The 21,841-nt window shown below is 36.7% G+C and carries 21 protein-coding genes; 3 read left to right on the top strand and 18 right to left on the bottom strand.

Translation table 11 applies throughout. The features are described 5' to 3' along the window. Positions 1-455: 455 nt before the first annotated feature. The 3 genes from B2R82_RS04500 to B2R82_RS04490 all read right to left on the bottom strand — a co-directional run bounded on the left by B2R82_RS04500 (position 456) and on the right by B2R82_RS04490 (position 3,201). Complete coding sequence (locus B2R82_RS04500) at positions 456-1,250, bottom strand: MerR family transcriptional regulator (RefSeq protein ID WP_286923732.1); 795 nt, start codon at positions 1,248-1,250, stop codon at positions 456-458. A gap of 200 nt (positions 1,251-1,450) precedes the next feature. After that, positions 1,451-2,203: an SDR family NAD(P)-dependent oxidoreductase gene (locus B2R82_RS04495; protein ID WP_286923731.1), complete on the bottom strand. Its 753-nt coding sequence runs from the start codon at positions 2,201-2,203 to the stop codon at positions 1,451-1,453. Between the two features lie 8 nt (positions 2,204-2,211). Then, positions 2,212-3,201 (bottom strand): MBL fold metallo-hydrolase, encoded by a 990-nt coding sequence (locus B2R82_RS04490; RefSeq protein ID WP_286923730.1) that lies wholly within the window; start codon positions 3,199-3,201, stop codon positions 2,212-2,214. 345 nt (positions 3,202-3,546) lie between these two features. Between B2R82_RS04490 and proC the strand changes: the two genes are divergently transcribed. Beyond that, positions 3,547-4,353 carry a pyrroline-5-carboxylate reductase gene (gene proC / locus B2R82_RS04485; RefSeq protein ID WP_286923729.1) on the top strand — a complete coding sequence of 269 codons (807 nt, stop codon included), beginning with the start codon at positions 3,547-3,549 and terminating at the stop codon, positions 4,351-4,353. A 45-nt stretch (positions 4,354-4,398) separates the two neighbouring features. Then, positions 4,399-5,409, top strand: a complete 1,011-nt coding sequence (gene namA, locus B2R82_RS04480) for an NADPH dehydrogenase NamA (RefSeq protein ID WP_286923727.1) — start codon at positions 4,399-4,401, stop codon at positions 5,407-5,409. A 76-nt stretch (positions 5,410-5,485) separates the two neighbouring features. Here the strand turns inward: namA and B2R82_RS04475 are convergent, their stop codons facing one another. The 15 genes from B2R82_RS04475 to B2R82_RS04405 form a co-directional block, all read right to left on the bottom strand. Beyond that, positions 5,486-5,764 (bottom strand): DUF1450 domain-containing protein, encoded by a 279-nt coding sequence (locus tag B2R82_RS04475; RefSeq protein WP_283868444.1) that lies wholly within the window; start codon positions 5,762-5,764, stop codon positions 5,486-5,488. 409 nt (positions 5,765-6,173) lie between these two features. Then, positions 6,174-6,794 (bottom strand): hypothetical protein, encoded by a 621-nt coding sequence (locus tag B2R82_RS04470; protein WP_286923726.1) that lies wholly within the window; start codon positions 6,792-6,794, stop codon positions 6,174-6,176. A gap of 17 nt (positions 6,795-6,811) precedes the next feature. Beyond that, entirely contained in the window at positions 6,812-7,354 is a 543-nt protein-coding gene (locus B2R82_RS04465) for a hypothetical protein (RefSeq protein ID WP_286923724.1), read from the bottom strand. Between the two features lie 46 nt (positions 7,355-7,400). Continuing rightward, positions 7,401-8,441, bottom strand: coding sequence for a hypothetical protein (locus tag B2R82_RS04460; RefSeq protein WP_286923723.1), 1,041 nt, complete (start codon positions 8,439-8,441; stop codon positions 7,401-7,403). Between the two features lie 190 nt (positions 8,442-8,631). After that, on the bottom strand, positions 8,632-9,015 hold the full coding sequence (locus tag B2R82_RS04455) for a hypothetical protein (protein WP_286923722.1): 384 nt from the start codon (positions 9,013-9,015) through the stop codon (positions 8,632-8,634). Between the two features lie 128 nt (positions 9,016-9,143). Continuing rightward, complete coding sequence (locus B2R82_RS04450) at positions 9,144-9,485, bottom strand: DUF7716 domain-containing protein (RefSeq protein WP_286923721.1); 342 nt, start codon at positions 9,483-9,485, stop codon at positions 9,144-9,146. A gap of 125 nt (positions 9,486-9,610) precedes the next feature. Beyond that, positions 9,611-9,916, bottom strand: a complete 306-nt coding sequence (locus B2R82_RS04445) for a hypothetical protein (RefSeq protein WP_286923720.1) — start codon at positions 9,914-9,916, stop codon at positions 9,611-9,613. A gap of 488 nt (positions 9,917-10,404) precedes the next feature. Then, positions 10,405-11,289 carry a sensor histidine kinase gene (locus tag B2R82_RS04440; protein ID WP_286923719.1) on the bottom strand — a complete coding sequence of 295 codons (885 nt, stop codon included), beginning with the start codon at positions 11,287-11,289 and terminating at the stop codon, positions 10,405-10,407. 13 nt (positions 11,290-11,302) lie between these two features. Continuing rightward, positions 11,303-12,085, bottom strand: a complete 783-nt coding sequence (locus B2R82_RS04435; RefSeq protein ID WP_286923718.1) for an ABC transporter permease — start codon at positions 12,083-12,085, stop codon at positions 11,303-11,305. Then, positions 12,078-13,001, bottom strand: coding sequence for an ATP-binding cassette domain-containing protein (locus B2R82_RS04430; RefSeq protein WP_286923717.1), 924 nt, complete (start codon positions 12,999-13,001; stop codon positions 12,078-12,080). The genes B2R82_RS04435 and B2R82_RS04430 overlap by 8 nt, the downstream gene beginning before the upstream one ends. An 82-nt stretch (positions 13,002-13,083) precedes the next feature. Then, entirely contained in the window at positions 13,084-13,767 is a 684-nt protein-coding gene (locus B2R82_RS04425; RefSeq protein ID WP_286923716.1) for a response regulator transcription factor, read from the bottom strand. A gap of 733 nt (positions 13,768-14,500) precedes the next feature. Then, entirely contained in the window at positions 14,501-15,820 is a 1,320-nt protein-coding gene (locus B2R82_RS04420; protein WP_286923715.1) for a hypothetical protein, read from the bottom strand. Between the two features lie 362 nt (positions 15,821-16,182). Further along, a complete protein-coding gene (locus B2R82_RS04415) occupies positions 16,183-16,749 on the bottom strand; it encodes an NADPH-dependent FMN reductase (RefSeq protein WP_283868458.1) in 567 nt (188 codons plus the stop codon). Between the two features lie 13 nt (positions 16,750-16,762). Continuing rightward, positions 16,763-17,818 (bottom strand): LLM class flavin-dependent oxidoreductase, encoded by a 1,056-nt coding sequence (locus B2R82_RS04410; protein WP_286923714.1) that lies wholly within the window; start codon positions 17,816-17,818, stop codon positions 16,763-16,765. 1,008 nt (positions 17,819-18,826) lie between these two features. Continuing rightward, positions 18,827-19,972: a serine hydrolase domain-containing protein gene (locus tag B2R82_RS04405; RefSeq protein ID WP_286923713.1), complete on the bottom strand. Its 1,146-nt coding sequence runs from the start codon at positions 19,970-19,972 to the stop codon at positions 18,827-18,829. 439 nt (positions 19,973-20,411) lie between these two features. On the opposite strand from B2R82_RS04405, the gene B2R82_RS04400 reads away from it, so the two are divergent. After that, entirely contained in the window at positions 20,412-21,767 is a 1,356-nt protein-coding gene (locus B2R82_RS04400) for a transposase (protein ID WP_286923712.1), read from the top strand. Positions 21,768-21,841: the final 74 nt, after the last annotated feature.

Here is a 21,841-nt window from a genome sequence, read left to right as displayed (position 1 = left end):
GGAGTTACCCACAGGTCAATACAATATAAGGGTCTAAAAAATAAATAGTTACTTAAAAAAGATGCTAAAGTCTAGATTTTTATGTATCAATAGTATTAAAATCGCGTTATTTGATTTAGATGAAACTCTGTTAAATAGGAAGAAATATTTAATCCAATAAGAAATCGAGGATTTTTATTACGATGTAATGGAAGGGGGTGGGATCATGATTTGTCTAATACATAAAAACTACAAAAACCATCTACCATTATATTTGGTGGATGGTTTATGTTTTGAAATGTGCTCTGCAGCATAAGCGTTGCCTTTTGGGACACTCTATTAAGTATAAGTCGCCTTCTATCAAGCACAAATACTCGACACTGATGCATATTTTTCTGTCTATTCAGCAATCCCACACTCAAAACAAAAATTTCATGATGTTTTCGACAAAATAAAAGCCTGCCTAACAACGAAAATCACTTAATAGGTACATAAATTTCTAAAAAGGCTCGTTCTAAGCCATCTTCATACGTAGTAAGTAATTGATTTATATACACTAGTCCCAAAAGTTCATAGCCGTTTTCTTTTGCCGCTTTTTTTATACTAGCCTCGACTTTATGGTCCGTATTTTTTCCACCCGTTGACCACCTCCCATCTTCAATAACTGTATACAGACATTTTGGATGAGATAAAATTTCACCTGCTATTTCTTTATCAGAATCCTCTACTTTTTTTACGATAATAAACTTATCCTCTTGTACACCTTCTTCATTGAAATGAATAACTCTTCTCAAAGAGGTAAGTGTCACTGCTTGTTTTAAATTTTCTAAGTTATCCTTTATTATTTCATATTTATCATATGCAGTATGATGCTCAATTTCTCCCTTTACCTCAATAGGCTTCATTTCTTTGATGGTATATGTGCCTAGAAATTTTTTAACTTTTTCGCAATCTTCCTGAACGGTTTGAAGTTTTTTTACTAGCAACTTTTTATACTCGATTTCTTCCATAACCTCCTGCATTTTCTCCTCGAATAGTGATTGTATGCCCTCTATGCTCTTGCCTTTTCTTAATTCTTGAATTTTTTTAATTTCAATATCCATTTCGCGATAGAAATTAACCGTTGTTATATCATATATATCAAAACGATTATATTCTCTATACCCATTCCCACTATTTTGCTTTGGCTTTACTAATTCCTTTTCCTCATAAAACTTTAAAGTATCTCTTGAAACCCCTAAAAACTTCGCTACCTGTCCAATTGTGTACATTATGCTCTCCTTTCCCATTCTATTGAATACTTTAAATTAATTTCTCCTGCGTAATTATAGCTGTCGCTTTGCTTTCGCTACAGATAAAATCGTGTTGCTGCCGCTATACTTTCGATACAAAAAACATCTGCTGGACGAAGATAAAAAACTGTAAACACTCTCTCCAGCTTTTTTGAGAATGGTTACAGTTTAATCCCTATTTATTTTTTGTTGAAAAATGATTTGCCAAAAAATTCAATGGTGGCAGGAGCCAGTGCATAAAGCTTGCTGGATAATCCCATGATTTTTGGTAAGTTCACCTCTCGAACAGGGCGTTTAATCGTTTTAACCGTAGCCTGTGCTACTTCTTCTGCTGTTAATAAAAATCTACCTAGCGAAGCCCGATAGCCGCTATCATCACTCGCCTTATCTAAAAATGGCGTATCAATTGGGCCGGGATGTATCGCTGTCACTTTAATCTGATAAGGTGCTAGTTCCATACGAAGTCCATTAGTAAATCCGACTATAGCATGCTTTGTTGCAGCATAAACACTAGCTTTTGGAGTGGCTACCTTCCCTGCCTGTGAGCCAATGAAAATAAGGTGCCCCTGTTGACGCTGTATCATTGGCAATGCTAAGCGCTTGGCCAAATACATTGGCACACTTACATTTAAGTTCACCATTTGGGAAATAGCCTCATCAGGTAATGTAGGTGCGATACCAAATTTACCTACACCTGCTGAGAATATCGCCACATCAAGTGGTGGTAGTTGGGCGCAAACTTCATCAATAGCGGTTAAATTTGTTAAATCAGCTTGAATCACATTTGCACCTAAGCGTTCTAGTGCTTTTAATGCGGCAGTATTTCGTCCTGTTGCATATACGATATGATCCTGTGCTACTAATAATTCTGTAATTTTTAATCCTACTCCACTTGTTGCACCCGTAACGAGGATTGTCTTTTTATCAGCCACGCAAACGCCTACTTTCTTTTAAATACATAAATACCTTCCTCAGTTTTCGTAGATGTAATATACTGATTGGCTTCTAAATAATCTAAATGTCCAAGTGTTTTGGATAGTGTTAAACCTAGTTTTCGCTGAAAAATAGCCGGATACAGGCGCATTGTGACTTGAACAACCGTTAGTTGATCTTCACCTAATAGCTCTAATACCTTCATCGATTGCTGATGCTGACGTTCTAGACGTTTATCGATTAATAAAGGAATATCCTCTAATTCCGCACCATGACCTGTATGCATCATTTTCACTGGCAATTTTCGTAAAATTTCAAGTGATTCATTATATTGTAGTAATGATTTAGTACGTCCTATTGTACGATCCAATGGTGGTTCAATTAATGGGTTTGGCGTAATTTTTTCCAGTAATAAATCCCCGCCAATCACATGATGCGTTTTTTCATCCCAGAAGATGAAGTGGCTTTGTGCATGCCCTAATGTTTCAATCGCCTTTAAGCCCGGATGACCAGGTACTTCATCTCCATCAACTAGAATTTGTGTTAATGGACGTTCACCGACAAGTTCTAATTCACGACGTACATGTACACTCGGTTGAATATATTCCTGTGGAACGCCATGCTCAAATAAGCGTTCACTATAAAATCGTTCATGATATCGTAAAAAATCCTCGTCATGACGAAGCCACTTATCGTTATAGGCATGCCCTAAAATTTCTGCATGTGGAAAGGCATCTACCCAACCTGCATGGTCCGGATGGTGGTGAGTGAGGACTACCTGTTCTATATCCCTTAATTCGTAGCCTGCTGCTCGAATCCCCCATTTCAATGCATCATAGGCTTCCATTGTTTTTGGTCCAACATCAAAGAGTGTTAGTGCATCACCTTTGACAACAAATGCATTGACATCTCCTACTTCATAGGGTGTTGGTATTTCTATTTTGTATATAGACAAAGCTGTTTCCCCCTTTTGTACTACTAGTGAATAACAATTCATTCTATTTTACAAGTTTTTCTTCTTTTCGTCATCCACCTGTTGACAGGTTGACGTATTATCAATATAATTTTGAATAATCTAATTATTTTTGTGCGTTGATGAAGCCAAGTACGTAATTGGTGAAGGTGTCTCAGAGAGTGTTACATTTGCTGCGAGTAACATCACCCACTCCCATTACCGAACCTACTTCTGAGCAGTTATGAAAACATAACCGTTCCCCTTGCGATAAAAGGGTTAAAAGTTGTGCCAATTGGCAAACAAAGGTGGTACCGCGGAAACAACAGCGTTTTCGTCCTTCTTGATAAGGACGGGAGCGCTTTTTATTTTGAACTGGAGGTTTTGTTCATGAAGAAAATACTATTTATCGGTGCAGGCTCAATGGCAGAGGCATTGATTCAGGGCTGGATTAACCAAAAGGTATTTACAGCACAAGAAATTTATGTCACCAATCGCTCAGATAAAGTACGATTACAATTTTTGCACGAAACATATGGTGTCAATTGCTTAGTTGATGCAGAAATTTTTAAACAAGCAGACTTAATTATTTTAGCAATGAAGCCAAAGGATGCTATTGCCGCAATGGATGAGTTGAAAGCGAAAATCACAGAGCACTCAGCCGTCCTCTCTATTTTAGCAGGTATAGCTATTCAAACCATCACAGAGCATTTAGGCATACGCCCAATTGCTCGGGTTATGCCTAATACTTCAGCCACAATCGGGATGTCGGCTAGTGGTATTGCCTTCAATAACGAAGTGACTACTGAACAGCGTACGACTTTCTTACAATTACTTGAGGCAGTTGGTTCGGTCATTGAAGTAGATGAGGATCAATTACATGCTGTAACGGCTCTTTCAGGTAGTGGTCCTGCTTATATCTATTATTTAATGGAGGCATTTGAAAAAGTCGGCACAAAGGTTGGTCTTTCAAAGGATACCGTACGACGATTAATGACACAAACACTGGCAGGAACTGCTGAAATGCTGAAGCAATCTGTTGATGAGCCAGATGTACTACGCAGAAAGGTGACTAGTCCAGGGGGCACGACAGAAGCCGGGATTAAAGCGCTTGAAAAATATCAATTTAATGAGGCAATTGAAGCATGTATTAAAGAAGCAGAGGCTCGGTCTCGTTCACTTGCAAATAGTAAGTAAAATGTGCAAAATAGAGTTTATCACTAGGAATTAGGGGGCTTTATTTTGACTAAATTATTCGAACCTTATCAACTACAGTCTATCACTTTAAAAAATCGTGTTGTGATGGCACCAATGTGTATGTATTCTGCTCAGGATGATGGACTTGTCACGCCATTTCATCAAGTTCATTATGCAACACGAGCTGCGGGTCAAGTAGGTTTAATCATTCTTGAAGCAACAGGTATTGTCCCAGAGGGTCGTATCTCCAATAAAGATCTTGGTATTTGGGATGATGCCCATATCGAAGGCTTACGTCAATTAGTCAATGGCATGAAGGCGTATGGAGCAAAAACTGGTATTCAGTTAGCACATGCCGGACGCAAAGCAACGGTGGAGGGAGAAATTTTTGCCCCTTCAGCTATTGCCTTTAGTGATGACTATCAAACGCCAACTGAAATGACAATAGAAGACATTGAATATGTTATAGAAGCATTTAAGAAAGCCGCTATTCGTGCTGCTAAAGCTGGCTTTGATGTCCTTGAAATTCATGGAGCACACGGCTATCTTATTAGTGAATTTTTATCACCAGCAACTAATAAACGGACTGATTTGTATGGAGGGTCACAGGAAAATCGATACCGTATATTACGTCAAGTGATTGATGCCATTCGTAGTGTATGGGAGGGTCCTTTACTTGTACGTGTATCTGCAGAAGATTATGCAGCAGATGGAACGACAATGGAAGACTTTATCGTCTTTAGCCGCTGGATGAAATTACAGGGTGTTGATTTAGTGGATGTTTCTACAGGAGGCGTCGTGCAAGCACATATTAATATTTTTCCTGGCTACCAAGTACCTCATGCTGAAGCGATTAAACATGGTGCTGAAATACCAACAGGCGCAGTTGGTCTGATTACAACAGCTATTCAGGCAGAGGAAATCTTACAAAATAATCGTGCTGACTTAATTTTCTTAGCTCGTGTTCTTCTGCGCGAGCCATATTGGCCATTACACGCAGCCAAGGATTTAGGAGAAGACATTCAACCACCATTGCAATACATACGTGGTTGGTAAAAAATAGCGGTATATGGGCTATTTACCTAAATGTAAAAAACAGCTTGTTGATTTATGCTAACAAGCTGTTCTTATTTCAATAAAGAGGATTTTGTTTAATTTCTTCATCAACTGCCTGCACTAACGACTCTGCATCGTCTGCAGTTACAATTTCTCCATTGACGATGGCAAAGATCCCTTGCTCACAAATTTCACAATGAGATGTACAGCCGGATTCTTCAATTTCAATATCAGATCTTTCAACTAAAACATCATAAGCGTCTGCTGAACCCAATGATAAATTTGTAATGCAAAACTCTACTCTATTTTTCAATTGCTGTGGCTCTTTCTTTTTCTTAAAAATAGAAAATACCATTCTTTACTCTCCCCTACACTCTCCATCAAAACACTATGACTTACATTACTTTAATAGTATGGCGTAGTCAGGACAAAGGTAATGCCCTTCTTCTAAACAAAATAATTTACTTAAAAGCAGTAAAAAACCATCTAGGAGAGCATTTGATTTTTTCATACTCTGATCTTATACAATTCAATATTCATTTCTCCATATCTATTACATCTTCTAATCTATCATAAAATCGCACATAAATACTTTTTTATGCCTGTTAAAATTCATTTTGCATGTCCAACGTTTCATATCGTAATCTAATCCAATACTGCACGAGAAATTAAATCCCTAATAGTAGATTCATCTTCACATGTATTCTTACATGAAATAGCAAACTTCTCCTTTTTTAAATTTGGGGATTTTACATTCCTCCATCCTAAGAAAATTGCCAATAACTATGTATGGGATTCATAATTGAGTCTTCTAAAATCTGTGCATATAAATAGATAGCTCCAAACGAAAAGGGATAGCTTTTTCTTGGCTTTATTAGGGTATCTGGGTACCCATCCTCATCGACCTGGAATATAAAATCAAAACCGTCATCATGCAACTTGTTATAGTAATACTCTTCTCCCTGAATATGCCTTGGAGTTCCCCAAAATTTGATCAGAAAACGTTCTTCAAATGATGCTTTATCACTTACTATATTAGCTTCCGAAATAAAGTGCTTGACTAAATCAGGATCGGCAAAAGTATCAAGTTTACTTTCTTCTGTTTTAGGGTGTTTCATTGTTATTAATGAACAATTGGGATATCTATTTTTAGAAATACGCTCTTCAAAATGTTTAGGAGCAAAAATGGAGATCATCTCCGTTTCATTAAAAGGATTAACGATAGACAAATAAAAATTCATCTCCGCTTCCTTATTTACCATGCCTTCCAATTCATCAAAATAAGCCGGTGCGTTCCCTCCGATCCATCCTTTACCGCTATCCTTTTCATTCGCTTGAAAGAGCATACATTCTGTTCGTTCTTTAAGAATTTTTATATCTCTCATTGCATTTCTCCTTCTATTCACGATCGCCACTGAATATAATCAAAGATCATTGCCCAGCCTTCCTTAGGACTTCCATATCCCCAAAGTGGCCCCGTTATTTTTTCCAATTGATCGAGCTTTTCCTGATATTGCTTCATCATGGCTTGACGCTCTTCTTGCGTATACGTGTTCAAACGTTCGTCACTTACCTTTAGTCGCATATTATGCAGGAAATTGATCATGTCACAATAAAGTGAATCATCCTCAAACGTAATGAAATCAGGAAAAATGGCAATGACTTCGTCAAAAGCATACTGCAAATCCTGCAAGCCAAATTTCACCAACATCTGAGAAATATATGGCACGAGATGCGGCTGATACGCGATAATACCGTCCCAGCCATCACACTGCCAATTGCCAATTGTATTGATGGCTATGTGAAGTTGAAAAAACTCTGGCGACACCTTCTCACGAATGACGTCCAGTTCGCCGATCTCCCATATTTTATCGGATAATACCGCTAGATCCATTTCATCTGCTGGGATTTTTCCATCCCATATCTCATTCATTTCAATACTCACAGCTACATCTCTCCCGGAATTAGAATTATGCTCGTTTTTTATTTCTCTATTTTGATAGTCCTAAATAACTTCTTATCCGTGCATCTTCAATCGTCTTCGGTAGCAAATCAATTATCATCTGTTTGTAAGATTCGTAGATAACAGGACATCGATTGTAAAACTGAAATTTGACCTTATCATTAGGGTGCGGATGTTCCATCAAACGTTCCAACCACCTGGCATCCAGATCTTCTGCCAATTTACGCTTGAAATAAGTTCTATTATCGTAACTTCCGTAGCTATAACGTCCCCAAAATGCCGCCATTGTGTGAGTTCCATTCTGATCGTCATAATAGATTCGTCCCAAGCTGTTATGTATATATCGATTTAATGCTTCATCCTGCAAAAAAGCAGAAAATTCATCATACACATTATCTGCACGATTGGTAAGAAGCTTTGCGGAAAAATAAGGAATCAACCATTCATTACCGTACCGTATATACAGTTCCTCAGCCAACAAAATCAACTGTTCATCCATGCTCCGTATAATCGAAGCAGCGAGCACAATTGGGAAAATACATATGGTTTCCTGTGGCTGCAGGTTCCATATTCTGAGTGTATCGTTAATGTGCACATAGTCCTTATCGGCCACTAGTTTCAAAAGGTTAAGCCTCTCAACCATTGGCTGATTCGCCGCAATGAGGCGGTAGACGCCGATCATGGACGGGCTGCCTTTACCAAGCATAACGGAAACAACGGCAGTGAATCGTTCAAACTCATCCTGATCGGTCAGAAAATCTGGTGGCTGTTGAAACAGCTCGTGGAAATATTTCTCGCAATGCTTACCCACAACTTCCGAAACCGTATCCGAAAAAGCTAGCATCAGGATGTCCTCGCCCAAATTTTTGTATTTCATAAATTTTTCCCAAATTGCTGTCGCTTCCACACACTCTTGATGAGCAAGTGCTTTTAACGCCGCTTTTTTGCATTTCCCTTTCTCATGTTCTACAAGATATAGAAGCGCTTCCACTCGACCCAATCGCGAAATAGCGTCTTCTCTCTTCTTCCCTTTTTCCGGTAACGTCGCCAACACTTCTCCCAACGTCATATAAACGCCTCCCTACTGGATTTTTGTCCCTCTATTCACAATTGCATTTATTATATTCGACACCTTCCCCACACGACTTGAAAATCTCAGCTCTCCTAGCCCTTAAAAATCACTATTAGTCCTCCCATATCGTATTATGGATGACTCTCGTTACGGTTGAGCAGTAACAGCAACCTCTGAATTCAAACCATTAAAGCTCCACTTCACCTGCTTGATCTTGCTCTAGATGAACAAGTGGAACAGGAGAGTAAATAAACGTATCCCCGTCGTCTTCAAGCTTATATATGATACAAAACAAAGCTGAACCACGCTGATCACCACTCGGTATAGAGAAAATCATAGCTGGACAACGCAGCTCAGCAGAATGAACACTTGCACATAGATCTTTATAAGTAATATCAGCAAGGGCGTCAATATCTTCAAGATGCTGCTGATAATCCCCAATAACTTGCATGTAATACGTTATATTATGTTTATACTTATTCGTAAAGCTTTGCTTATACTCCTCAATGCTAAGAAAGCAACACTCCCAATCCAAAGGCGGGATACTTAACACATAGCGATAGAACTTCAATTTTCCTGATTCCTCCTCTTTTCGAAATCGGAGTTAGTGATTTCATTTTAATTAAACTTTATTAAAATGCTACATCCAATACTTTCGTTCCAATATTCAACAATGATGAAATATTTCATTATACTCTTTTATTTCTTAAAAACTAAAAATGCATCATTTTCAAAGTAATAAAGGAACGCTTGGAATAGCTGATCTAGTGATGGATTTTCAAACTGATTATTTACATTGTCAATTACATCCTCAATACTTGCACCATCCAATGTTTCTATCCAACCATTTTTTTTCGCTTGTTCTGGTAAAAAATCATCTGAATTGGGCGGAAAATCAAAGCTATCTAGTGAAAATATTCCTCTTGTATTTAAATTCCATTCTTTTGAATTTGGAGGTAGATAAAACCAAGTCTCTGGATTTCTCTTTGGATGTGATAACACATCACTAATACTCAATAAATTCATCTTTTCTTCCGTCATAATTTACACCTTCTTTTCTTTGGATGAAGAATGACTTGTACCAGCAAAAAGCTTTATGTTGTCCCTTTGAAATGAATTGTAAATTGTATCCTTTCTGGGCGTACTAACCGATTTAGAGGTAGTATTTAATCAAATAATTTTCCAGCCAAACTAGATATTTCGTGAATTGCATCTTCAAGCTTTTCTTCCTCTTCTTCAGAATACTTGCCTTCATTAAAATAAAAGTAATTGCTGATATCTTCAAAACATAAAGCTAGTTTCTTAGGAACTTCGGTTTTATTCGAATACTCCGTAATCAATACCTTCATTGCTTCAATTAATGTATTGTAGTTGTTTTCATTTAATCCTAATCCCACTCTTAATGAACATAGTATAGAGTTATCACCAATAGTATATTCATAAACTATCTTTAAAGCCTCATCTACTTTCATCAATTCTCTCCTCGTTAGTAGCTAGGGCTCTTTATAATAGAATTATTTCAGAGCCACACATCTTGAGCTTGCCTTAGCTTATGATTTGGCTACAAAGCTCGCCACTTTAACATTATAAATAGATTGTAGTACCAAATTCGAATGCGATTTTACGATGATTATCATAAATGACCATGCTTGTTCATTTTGAATAGGAAAATCGTATTTTACCGCAAACGTCCGCTTGTTACATCACTATCTATACGATTATTACCAACGTTGGTTTCAAATCAGTTAAACAAATTTTCTGGAATTTGAACACTTGGAATATTGATTTCATTAAAATAGTCATGCATTGAAGTTTAAATGTAAAAAATGCTGCACAAGAATTACTCTTATGCAGCATTTTAATGATTATTTAAACGACCTTAGTTGGAGGTCATATGCTGAACCAAGCTCACCGTAGCCAGGTGCATATAAAGATGCACTAAGCTTCTTGGCTGCTACTATTACAAATTCTTTTTTAAACACACTAAAAACTCAATCATTCCATTTTCTATTTTAGCCGCTACATTTCCACCTAGTTTTTCTGCAAGCAGCTTGACAATAGAAAGTCCTAGACCAGTGTTTTTACGTCTGGAATTGTCTGTTGTATAAAATCGATCAAAGAGCTGGTTAGGATTTAGTTGACTATTTTCGTCAATCGGATTTTGAAAACAGATATATGCATGTTCTTCTTCTAACCACATCTTGATCGTGACATCACCTTGCGCATGCATGATGCTATTGCGTACTAGGTTTTGCACAATGCGTAAAAGCATTTCTTCATCAGAGTTAATAATGAGCGGCTCATAATTAGGTAAGGTGACGGCTATTCCTTGTTGTTCAAATTGTGCAAAGGCACCAGCAATTTCTTCAAATACGATGTTTGATATATTAATACGATCCTTTTTGGGTTGATCTTCATTACTATGCAAATAGGAATATTCAAAAAATGTTGCTAATAATTGCTCTAGTCTTCCAACATGTTTTTGTGCGACTCCAAGCTTTGCCAGCTGCTTTTCTGTTAATGGTTCTTTTAAAAGCATTTGTTGATAGCCCTTTATCGCCGTTAGTGGCGTACGAAAATCATGAGAAATGTTTGAAATCATTTCTTTATAGTATTTTTCCTCCCTTTTAATATACGACCTTGATTTCTGCGATTCTATCAATATGCGATTTATATTTGCCACTAGTTGATTTATCTCTTTGTTTAATAGCTCTACGCTAATTGGCTGCGTATATTGCTCATGTAGACGTTGTGACAATTGTATGTTCATCAATCGTATTTGCCTTTGTATATAAAAAATATAAAACAATAATCCTACAATGACTACAATTGCCACAATCCACATTCCCTACATCCCCTTACTTGATTTCTGCTTTTCTAAATGTCATGAATGTTAAGTATATAATTACTACTATAAAGATGATACAAATGGAAACGGCCGAAATTATATCACCTTTACTCATGCTTAAATTAATCGAAAGATACTCCGCTGAATATGGTGTAAAAGATAATACTTTATCTATCATCTCAAATGAATCCTGAAAACTAGCTACCTGCCCAAAGAACATGGACATCATGTAATATGCAGCTACTACAAGCACCGATTTTCTTAAGGCAAACGCAAGTAAAATACAAGTCGTTAACTGTGCAAGATAGACTATAGTCATTGTGCACATTATTGTTACGTATTCACCAAAGCTACCACTAGTAGTCGAAGTTAGAATGCTTAAAAAACCTGCTGCTTTCCCACCCATGCTAAACGTGCTGTCCATTGATAAACCAATTATTGTCACGATGATATACGGGCTTACAAGAACAAAAAGTAATATCCAGAAAACAATCGCTTTACTTATGACAATTTGGATTCTTGCAAAGCCGCTTATAATTGGATGATGAATATTTTTTGTATCAAAATCTGAACAAATAAGTGTAGTAGCAAGTACTGCGCCTACTATTGACATCGTATTCATATCAGATAGTAGAAAACCAACGTTGCTGATGCTTTCATTTATTGAGTTATTGCCAATCCCATAGGCAATACTAAACATTGCTGTTGCAGAACATGTTGTAAGAGCCAGTAAGACCCAAAATATTTTGGATTTAGTTGTTTTATAGAGGTAAGCACGTACTAAATTAAACATGGTGCTCACCTCCAATTAACGTAAGAAAATAGTTCTCTAATGTGTCTCCTTGTAGACTAAATTCCGTAAGTGTTACCCCATTTTCAAATAAGGCGGTTGATACGTTCCCGAGATCCTCTAAGAAATCATACAATTTAATCGTTTTATTTGGCATGACTTGAAAGTTTTGTGTTTTAAGATTTGTTTCTAATACATGTGCACATTGTTCGGGAGCAGTACATCCAATGCGAATATAATGTCTACATTCTTCGTCGAGCTGTTGTTGCGTCATTTGTTTCATAATTTTCCCTTTATGAATAATGATATAATCAGTTGTTGTTTGATAAAGTTCCGGTAAATTATGACTCGAAATTAAAATTGTCATCTGTCGCTCTTCACAAAGCCGTGTTAAAAGCTGACGAATTTCAACAACACCTATAGGATCTAACCCATTCACTGGCTCATCTAAAATCAATAACTCTGGGTTAGTTAATAATGCAATAGCAATGCCTAAACGTTGTTTCATGCCTAGTGAAAAATGCTTAGCTTTCTTATTGTTGGTACTCGTCAATCCAACCAATTGCAGTATTTCATCCTCTAGCTCCTCATTCGGAATCCCCCGCATTAAACGATGATATTTAAGGTTACCTTTTGCAGTCATATCAGGGCTAATCGCTGGTTGTTCAATCATGCTGGCAATACGTTTTCGTTGCAGCTGTATTTCCTTGTCAGATGATTTTCCAAATAACTCAAATGAACCTTCTGTTTGAAAACTAATTCCTGAAATAATCTTCATTAAGGTCGATTTACCCGCACCATTTTCACCAATAAGCCCATAAATACGTCCTTCTTTTAATTCGATTGATACGTCGTGAAGTACTGTATGCTTTTTATATGTTTTCTTTAATTGATTTGTTTTTAATATGGTTTCTCCCATATTAAGCACCTCCCTTTCATATCCATAGATTACTCATGAAAGGTATAGATAAAGTAAAGATGGCGTATAGATTACGGATAATTTATGGACGTAAACGATAACCAAGCCCACGAAGCGTCTCGATATAATCCGTTTGTGGATTTTTTATCTTTAATTTATGTCGAAGATTACTAATATGGATTTTAATAATATGTTCATCCCCTAAATATTCTTCCTGCCAAATGGATTCATATAAATTTGCTTTCGTGAATACTTTCTCTTGATTTGTCATAAATAATTCGAGCAATAAATATTCCTTTGCAGTAAGCAAGACCTCTTCACCACTCACTGTAACTCGCTTAGCGACATCATCCAGTACTATATCCTTGTATTGCAACTGCTTCATAGGTGTAGCTTGTTTTTTAACACGACGTAATATCGATTCAATACGGGCAAAAACCTCACCAAGGTCAAATGGTTTCGTAATATAATCATCCGCTCCTAAACGAAGCAAATCGATTTTAGTAGACACTAAATCTTTTGCTGAAATCATAACAACAGGTACATCCGAAATAGCGCGAATTTCTTTTAATAATTCATCCCCACTTTTATAGGGAAGCATAATATCAAGAAGCACAATATCATACTCATTTTGTAGAAATGCCCGGTAACCTTCTACTCCATCCATCACACTTGTTACCTGATAATCTGCTTGCTCAAACAATTCGGTTAACATCGCATTTACATCTTCATGATCCTCAACCATTAAAATTCTCAATATAATCACGCCTTTGTTAAAATATCCCTATTGGTATTTATTATATAAAATTTTATGTCGTTCAACATTAAATTTTTAAGAGCTATCACCATAACGTGGGTTGATTTCCGTTCCGACTGGGCGCTTTGTGCTGTCGCTTCGCTTTCGCANNTTTGCTTTCGCTACAGATAAAACATTTGCCGCTGACGCTTCGCTTTCGAGCAGAGCTTCCTAGGGACGTCCGATGAGCCGCTTGGGCCAACATGATGTTGGTCACGAAGGCGTTATCACAGGATGTGATGCTCTTAGCCTTCGTTCCCCTATGGGCTCGCTCCAGGGTCTCGGGCCAACACGATGTTGGTCACGAAGGCGTTATCACAGGATGTGATGGTTTTCGCCTTCGTTCCCCTATTGCTAATCCACAAGGAGTCGCCCAGTCGTAACGAAGATCAACTTACATGGCATAGGTTTTACTAACGACTTCCTTACTTTTGTAGTACCTCAATTTGAATGCGATTTTACGATGATTATCATGAAATGTCCATGCTTGTTCAATTTGAATAGGAAAATCTGTATTTCACCGCAAAATTCCGCTTGTTACAACACTTTCTGTACGATTATTACCAAAAATGGTTTCAAATCGGTTAAACAAATCTTTCAGAATTTAAACACTCGGAATATTAATTTCTTTAAGATAGTCATGCATTGAAGTTTTAAAGTAAAAAACGCTGCACAAGAGTTACTCTTATGCAGCGTTTAATGATTATTTAAACGACCTTAGTTGGAGGTCATATGCTGAACCAAGCTCACCGTAGCCAGGTGCATATAATATACTAGTGGATGTTTCGACAACATTGTTAAATGTGCCTGCTGGTGTTGTAAGTGTATAGTGAATAGCACGAACAAACTCATTTCTATCTCTTATCGTAACTTTCGATCCCTCTGTAATTGGTTTTTCAAATATATATTGCGTGCCATCCTTCTCATAATAAAAGGCTTGATCTGTTTCATGATAAGTAATATATTGGAAGTCGTAATCGGTGTCAAAGCGTTGATTACCAGTTCTCGTATATATCGTATTATAGGTTAATTGCTGAAGCGTATCACTTGGTAAAAAACCAGATGTAATGACAGGTGATTCGTTTGGGCGTATAGTAGCTAACGCTTTTTTAGGTACAGTATATTTTTCTCCCTTGAATTCTATTAAAGCAGTCGTAGTATCTTCTGATAAAAATGTGACTTCATCAAAACGTTTTAATTCCCCGTGCTTACCTCCAACATAAACACCATAACGAATAAATCGTTTACCTTGCTTTTGTACAGGCTGAAGTGCTTTAACGGGGATATAGCCATGTCTCAAGGTTGTTGGCGATTTTACCATGTGATAGCCATTTATTTCGATTCCCAGCAATTCAAATGCCGCTCCTTTTGATGCTTGTTCTAGCACTCTTGCCCCCATCATTGGACCACTGAGCAGCTGTGCATCAGCATTTAACGTATAATAATCTTTAACATGGGGTGTTGCTTCTGCAATACGAATATCTGAGCTATCAATATAAACCTCCAATGGGTTACCTTCAAATGGAGCAGCGTAGAAATAGTAGTATAATTTTTTCCCAATTTTAAATTGTACAACATCATTGTAGGGATTATAGTCGGCGCTGCCAGGTATATTTTTGCTTAACAGATGATCCCCATATCCTAGAGGCTTTCCGTCCTGACGATTAATATAAATTAAACCCGGATTATCATAAAAAGAAGCTCGAATATCGAGTGGTACCTCCTTAAAAACAACTAAATTGGTTGCCTGTACACGGTATCCTGAGCTCATCCAGTAAAATATTTTATTATCGTATTTTTCAATATCATATACGCGGAAGTAGTTGTTTCGTTTCACTGTTAACGAACTAAAGCTACCATCAGTATTTTTCTTATATACTTTTACATCTTTAGTAAAGGTCATCTTACCTGCTTGTCCTTTAACAACCTGTGCCCCATCCCACTTTACCTCAGCAGCTTTAGAGGATGTGGGGCTTAATAAAGAAGCAAGAACGACTAGCAGTACGATAAAATATTTCTTCATGTTTTTCCCTCCCATTCTACTTCTGTATATAAACTATTTTAAATATTCTATCATACTATTTTTTTGATACAAAGGTAAAACTGGCCAAGAAGACATATCGGTCTTTTATATTGTCGAATACATAAAGGAATTTCCATATTATAGGTGGCTGAATTAATGGAAATATATGACGATTCACGAGCATCTGTGCTAGATAGAAGCTAGTTATACTTAATAGAATAATCATCTTATTTAATGAAAACTAATTGTTAAGGGAATGAAAATTAAAAATATCCTATGTTGTATTGCTTGGGCTTCATTTTATCAAGAATCGGACATTACCAAAGATTCCTCATCAGGCAACGTCCACCTTTAGAAAAAAATTAGAAATCATATTCTGCATCTTTTTTAGCGCGAATTTCAGTGAATGCATCTGTCACCATTACTGTATCCTCCACTAAACGCTCTAGTCGGAAAAGGATATCATCATTGACGATTTCCTTGCGTAAAAAATCCTTTTCCTCTATAAATACATAAGTTGGGACGATATGTGCCTTCATATAGGCTAGAATTGGCTTTACTTGCTGCTCAATCATGAGATAATGCTTAGCTGTACCTGCTGTAACAACCATACTCACCACCTTATCACGAAAGGCATTCACAGGGAGCAGATCAAAAATATTTTTTAATGTTGCTGGGATTGATGCTTGAAATGTAGGTGTACCAATAATCAAGGCATCCGCGGCCATAATGGTTTCTGTTACATATTTTGTATCCCCATCATATTCAAAATAATTACGTCCATCACTAAATACCATATTGTAATCAGCAAGATCAAGCAATGTTACCTCATGCGCTGGATACTTTTCTTGTAAAATGTCAACAACTTTACAAATGGCTGTTTTCGTTTTTGAGCCGACAATTGAACCAGCTAGTGCGACGATTTTCATATTGGACATCTCCTTATTTTGCTGTATGTTTTTTGATTGCAGGTATTATATCGTTGCCAATGATTTCTATATTTTTCATTAATTTTTCGAATGGTACGCCACCAAAGTCTATTTGTGCCATAAATCGCTGCATACCATATAGCTCATATTGATAGAGTAATTTTTCAATGATTTGTTCCTTACTACCAACCATAAGCGCATCACGTGTATCTGGAGCTTGTGCAAATTGTTGCTTTGGATAACCTCCGCCACGAATTGCCTGGAATCCCCCATTAAGATGTGGATACATTCCTTGTAAGGCCTCTTTCGTCGAGTCAGCAACATAAAATAAACTAGTTGTAGCAACTGGTAGCTTGGTAGGATCAAAGCCATTGCGCTCTGCTGCTTCTCTGTAGGCATCTACAGAGGGCTTAAAATTCACAGCAGGACCTCCTAATGTTGTTAACATCATGGGTATGCCCATATAGCCTGCCTTTATGGCACTTGCAGGAGGACCACCAACGGCTCGCCAAATTGGTAAAGAGCCGTTTTTCGGTTGCGGTAAAATTTGAGCATTATGCAGGGGTGCTCGATATTGACCTTCCCATGTTATAAGTTCCTCTTCGTTGATTTTTTTCAGCAGCTCTAATTTCTCCTCAAAGATTTCTTCATAGTCTTGTAGGTTAACCCCCAATAAATGATATACCCCTACACGAGAGCCGCGCCCAGCCACAATTTCTGCACGTCCATCTGAGATTAGATCGATTGTCGCAAAATCCTCATAAACACGTACTGGATCAGAGACACTCAATACTGTTGCAGAGCTTGCTAATTTGATTGTTGACGTAGCTTGTGCAATTGCACCTAAAACAACCGTATGTGCTTGTGTTGTAAAATAAGATTGATGACTTTCACCTACACCAAAGACATCAATCCCTGCTTGCTCTGCTAACTGACTTGCTTCAATTAGCTCCTGTATACGCTGCTGTGCAGAAATACGAGTCCCCGTTAATGGATTTGGGATATGGTCTCCTAATGAATACAGTCCAAATTCAATTCCCTTTGATTGATCAATACGATATTTTTCCATTATTTATTCTATCTCCTTATTTTAATGGTTCTAATGTGGATTGAATGCATGCTATACCTTAAAACACCTATAAACATTAGTATATCAATACTCTGTGATTTTAGTGTAAATTTAAACTACGCATAAAAAGCATAAAATTGAATTATGTTGGGGCTAATAAATGGCGAGCATGTGTACTGGGATGTGTAGTAGATTGAGGCTAATGCTTCACTCTTTTCTTCTTGCCTCACAAAATCAATTAGTTCTTTATCATAAGATCGCAAACCAGCTTATATACATCAAACATTTTAGAAAATCAATTGAAATAGGAGCATGCGAACAATCCCCACAGTGTAAATAAAAAGAACGGAATCAGTGTATACAAAGAATTACACTGTAAAAAATATTCCTTTCTAGTTATGAACAACTGGAGTTTTATACTTTCATCATTTCAATAAAAGTAAAAAGTTCCACTGTTTTTTTATCTAAGTTAAGCTTCTGGTGTAGCTCATGAATAAAGATGAAAATAAGCTACAAACGTTTTTTATAGAATAGAAGAAACCCACTCATTTTGAAAAAAAGATTAGTCAAAATGAGTGGGTTTAATAAAAATGTTTGATTATTTTCTACCTGTGTTTTTCAAGAATTGCACTCGGAAGACTGTGGTCAAACTGTGCAACAAATCTTAGGGAATAGTTCTTCGTATAACTCCCCCTTAGATTATATAATTAATTGGTTGCCCCTGATCTCCCAGGAAAAATCTTTTCAAACAATGGAATCAGAGAAACAGTTACACAGACAACAAGCAATCCAGTTTTTAACGATGCTGTATGAATCCGTAATGAGCGAATACTGATGTTAAGATATAACTTACAACGAAACCAAGTAGTAAAACAGACAAAGAAATACCTTTTTCCTTTTCCATAAATTTCTCATCCTATATATACGCTATTTATAAAAAAGTTTGATATTTTTTGTGTCCCTTGCTCTATTAAATTGCCCTTTAAGGGTACAATTCCCTTGCTTATTCTAACGATTTGACATGATTAATTGTTCAAACACTTGTACTCCCGCTTTTTCACCGAATAAAATCTTCTCTAAAGTAAGAGTTAACAAATATGGTATCTTGTTTAATTCGTTATCCGTAAAGTCTAAGTTATTTAGCATTATTATAGCTTTGTTACGATCCTTGTAACTAATTAACCCTGAATAATATCCTGCCCAATATCCTTCGTGAAGAATAATCTTCTTATATTGGGGATGGTTCTCTATTTTCCACCCAAGTCCATATCCCCCGAAATCTTCGTGCAAACAAGGACAATACCCATTAGAAGCTTCTCCTTTAATGAAAACTGGATCTATAATACTTTCCTTTGTTTGTTCTGATACCAGTTCATTATTATAAATAGCACGCTCCCATTTTAGCAGATCATCTACAGTGGATTTTATACCGCCATCACCTTTAACACCATCAAGGAAGTAAACATACTTATGTTCTTCCATTTCACTTGGAAGTCTATACAAGTCCTGTTCCCAGTCATAGATAAAACCTAACGAAAAATTTTCAATATCGCTATCTAGAAATTGCGAATGTGTTGATGTATTGAACATATTTAAAGGTGTGAATATTCTTTTCTGTAAAAACTCTCCGTACCCCATTTTAGAAACCATTTCTATGATTTCTGCAAGTAATACATACCCAGTATTACAATACTCCCACTTTTCATTCGCGTGGAATAACACTTCTGGCTTTTCATCTTTCAAAAATTTAACTACATCTTTATTCGTAGCAATTCTATTAGGGTCCCAGTTACCTGGATCTTCAAACCATTCCATGTAATCTAGAAGTCCAGAAGTGTGAGTTAACAGATTTTTAATAGTTATATTTTCACAAGAAAGAAAAGGAAAAAATTTTTTAAGATGATCATCTAGCTGAAGTTTTTTCTCCTCAATTAGTATCATAATTGCCATTGCTGTGAAGCTCTTAGAAATTGAGGCAATATCAAAGACTGCATCAATTGAATGTTGACTTGAGTTAGTTCTCTTGCCAATAGCTCTCTTGTAAAATGTTTTACCTTCCTCAGCTAATAATACAACCCCGCTAAATAACCTATTTTGTTCTAAGAAGTTTAATACCTTATCTAGTTCTTTACGTTTCAAATTTTGTCCATTCATAATTCGAGGACCTCCTTTTATGATTTTTGTATTTAATAGGATATACATTATTATCAAGGGAGGAGGACCTCTTATTGTTGGTTATATAAAGTTGAAAATATAATACAAGTTAACTACTCCTTTTTTACGAAATTAACATTCCATTAAATTACTTGTAATGATAATTATTCCAAAATTAGGCGATTTAAGCAATTGCTTTATTCAAGAATAGACGTTTATTGAAAAAAATCCTGCACATCAAATCAAAATTTTCAGTCATACTTTTTTATAAACATCTTATATTGTGACTTTATTTCAAATCTACAGTTAATTGAGTTAATTTCATAATTCTAATCCCTTAAGTCCCAAGGGTTCTAAACCAATAAAAAACGGGCACCTCCCCAAATTCGGTATAATGGTAGCGACGAAACTAAACCATACTGAATGAGGTGAATGCCCTATGACTATTGTAAAACAAATGAGTCTATTTGACATCCAAGAATTATTGAAAATGGAAAGTTCCCGTCGTTTTGATGCGATTTTTGCCACTTTCGACGTACAACCTATTTTTCAGTTGTTTTTGAAGAGGACATTACGTGGTGCCCCACGTGAATTAAACTATGGTGCGATGATTCAATCCCTAATTATCCGCATAGTAGAGCGTATTCCAACGATCAAGGATTTAATTAAACGTTTGGTCAACGATCCTTTATTCCGATTGGATTGCGGTTTTCTTGTTTCTGATGTTGTGCCTTCTGAAGCGTCTTATTCGCGTATGATTGATGTCATTAGTCAATCTGATGTACTTGATGTGATGCAAGATACATTAATACAAGTAGCTTTTAGAGAAGGATTTCTTGATGATGAGCATCTCGCGATTGATGCCACACATTTCGAATCACGCGATGCGGCGAAACCTACTGAGAAAAAAGAGCCTGCACCACCAAAAAAACGTGGACGAAAATCAAAAGAAGAACGGGAGGATTGGCTTGCGAAACAAGTAGAAATCGAAGCCAATCAGTCGACTTATGAAAAAGAAATCAGGCATCAGCTCGATACGCCAATGGTGACATTGTGGCAAGATGCGCCCATCGAACCGAATTGGGGCATCAAAAAGAACAGTGACGGCAAAAATACGTTTTGGTTTGGCTTTAAAGGGCATCTCGCTGTGACAACCAAGAGTCAATATATCATTGGACGCCTCATGACATCTGCCAATTTGTCAGATAGTAAAGCCGCGATTCCTCTTTTAAAAAAAGTAGAAGACCAATTTCCAAAGCATTTCACAACCGCTATATTGGATGCAGGGTATGATTTTGAACCCATTTACCGTCAACTACATAAACATCAAATGCGTGCGGTCATTCCCTATAATATCCGTAATGAAGGCGAATATCTTGGATTTGATGAGCATTTTAGACCGACATGTGTACGTGAACACAGCTACTGTTACGACAGCTTCGATGAAAAATATCAAACACTAAAGTTCACAAGACCAAAGGAATGTGTAAGTTGTCCGTTACGTGATGATTCTCTCTGTCAGAAGGTTTTCAAAATAAAATGCGACATGGATTTACGAAAATTCACCTATCCAGCACGTGGCTCTGAACTTTGGAAACAACTTTATAAGGAACGCACCGCTGTAGAGCGTGTAAATGCCTATTTAAAACAATATTTTCAGTTAAACAATGTTCGTCAAAGAACAGGAAGAAAAGCGAAACTTCATTTCAACCTAGTGACGTTTATTTATAATGCCTGCAAGTTGGCAGTAGATCGGCTGAATGCTTTAATACAGACACAAACTCAAGCAGCATAATTTTTAAAAACGTAAGTTTTCTTAATAGGAGCAGTCTGAGCTCTAGGAAAATATGATTTATGAAATTGATTCAA

Origin of the sequence: Lysinibacillus sp. UBA6686 (genome assembly GCF_002455205.1) — a bacterium.
GTDB lineage: Bacteria > Bacillota > Bacilli > Bacillales_A > Planococcaceae > Lysinibacillus > Lysinibacillus pakistanensis.
This window is presented reverse-complemented; position numbering and strand designations above follow the sequence as displayed.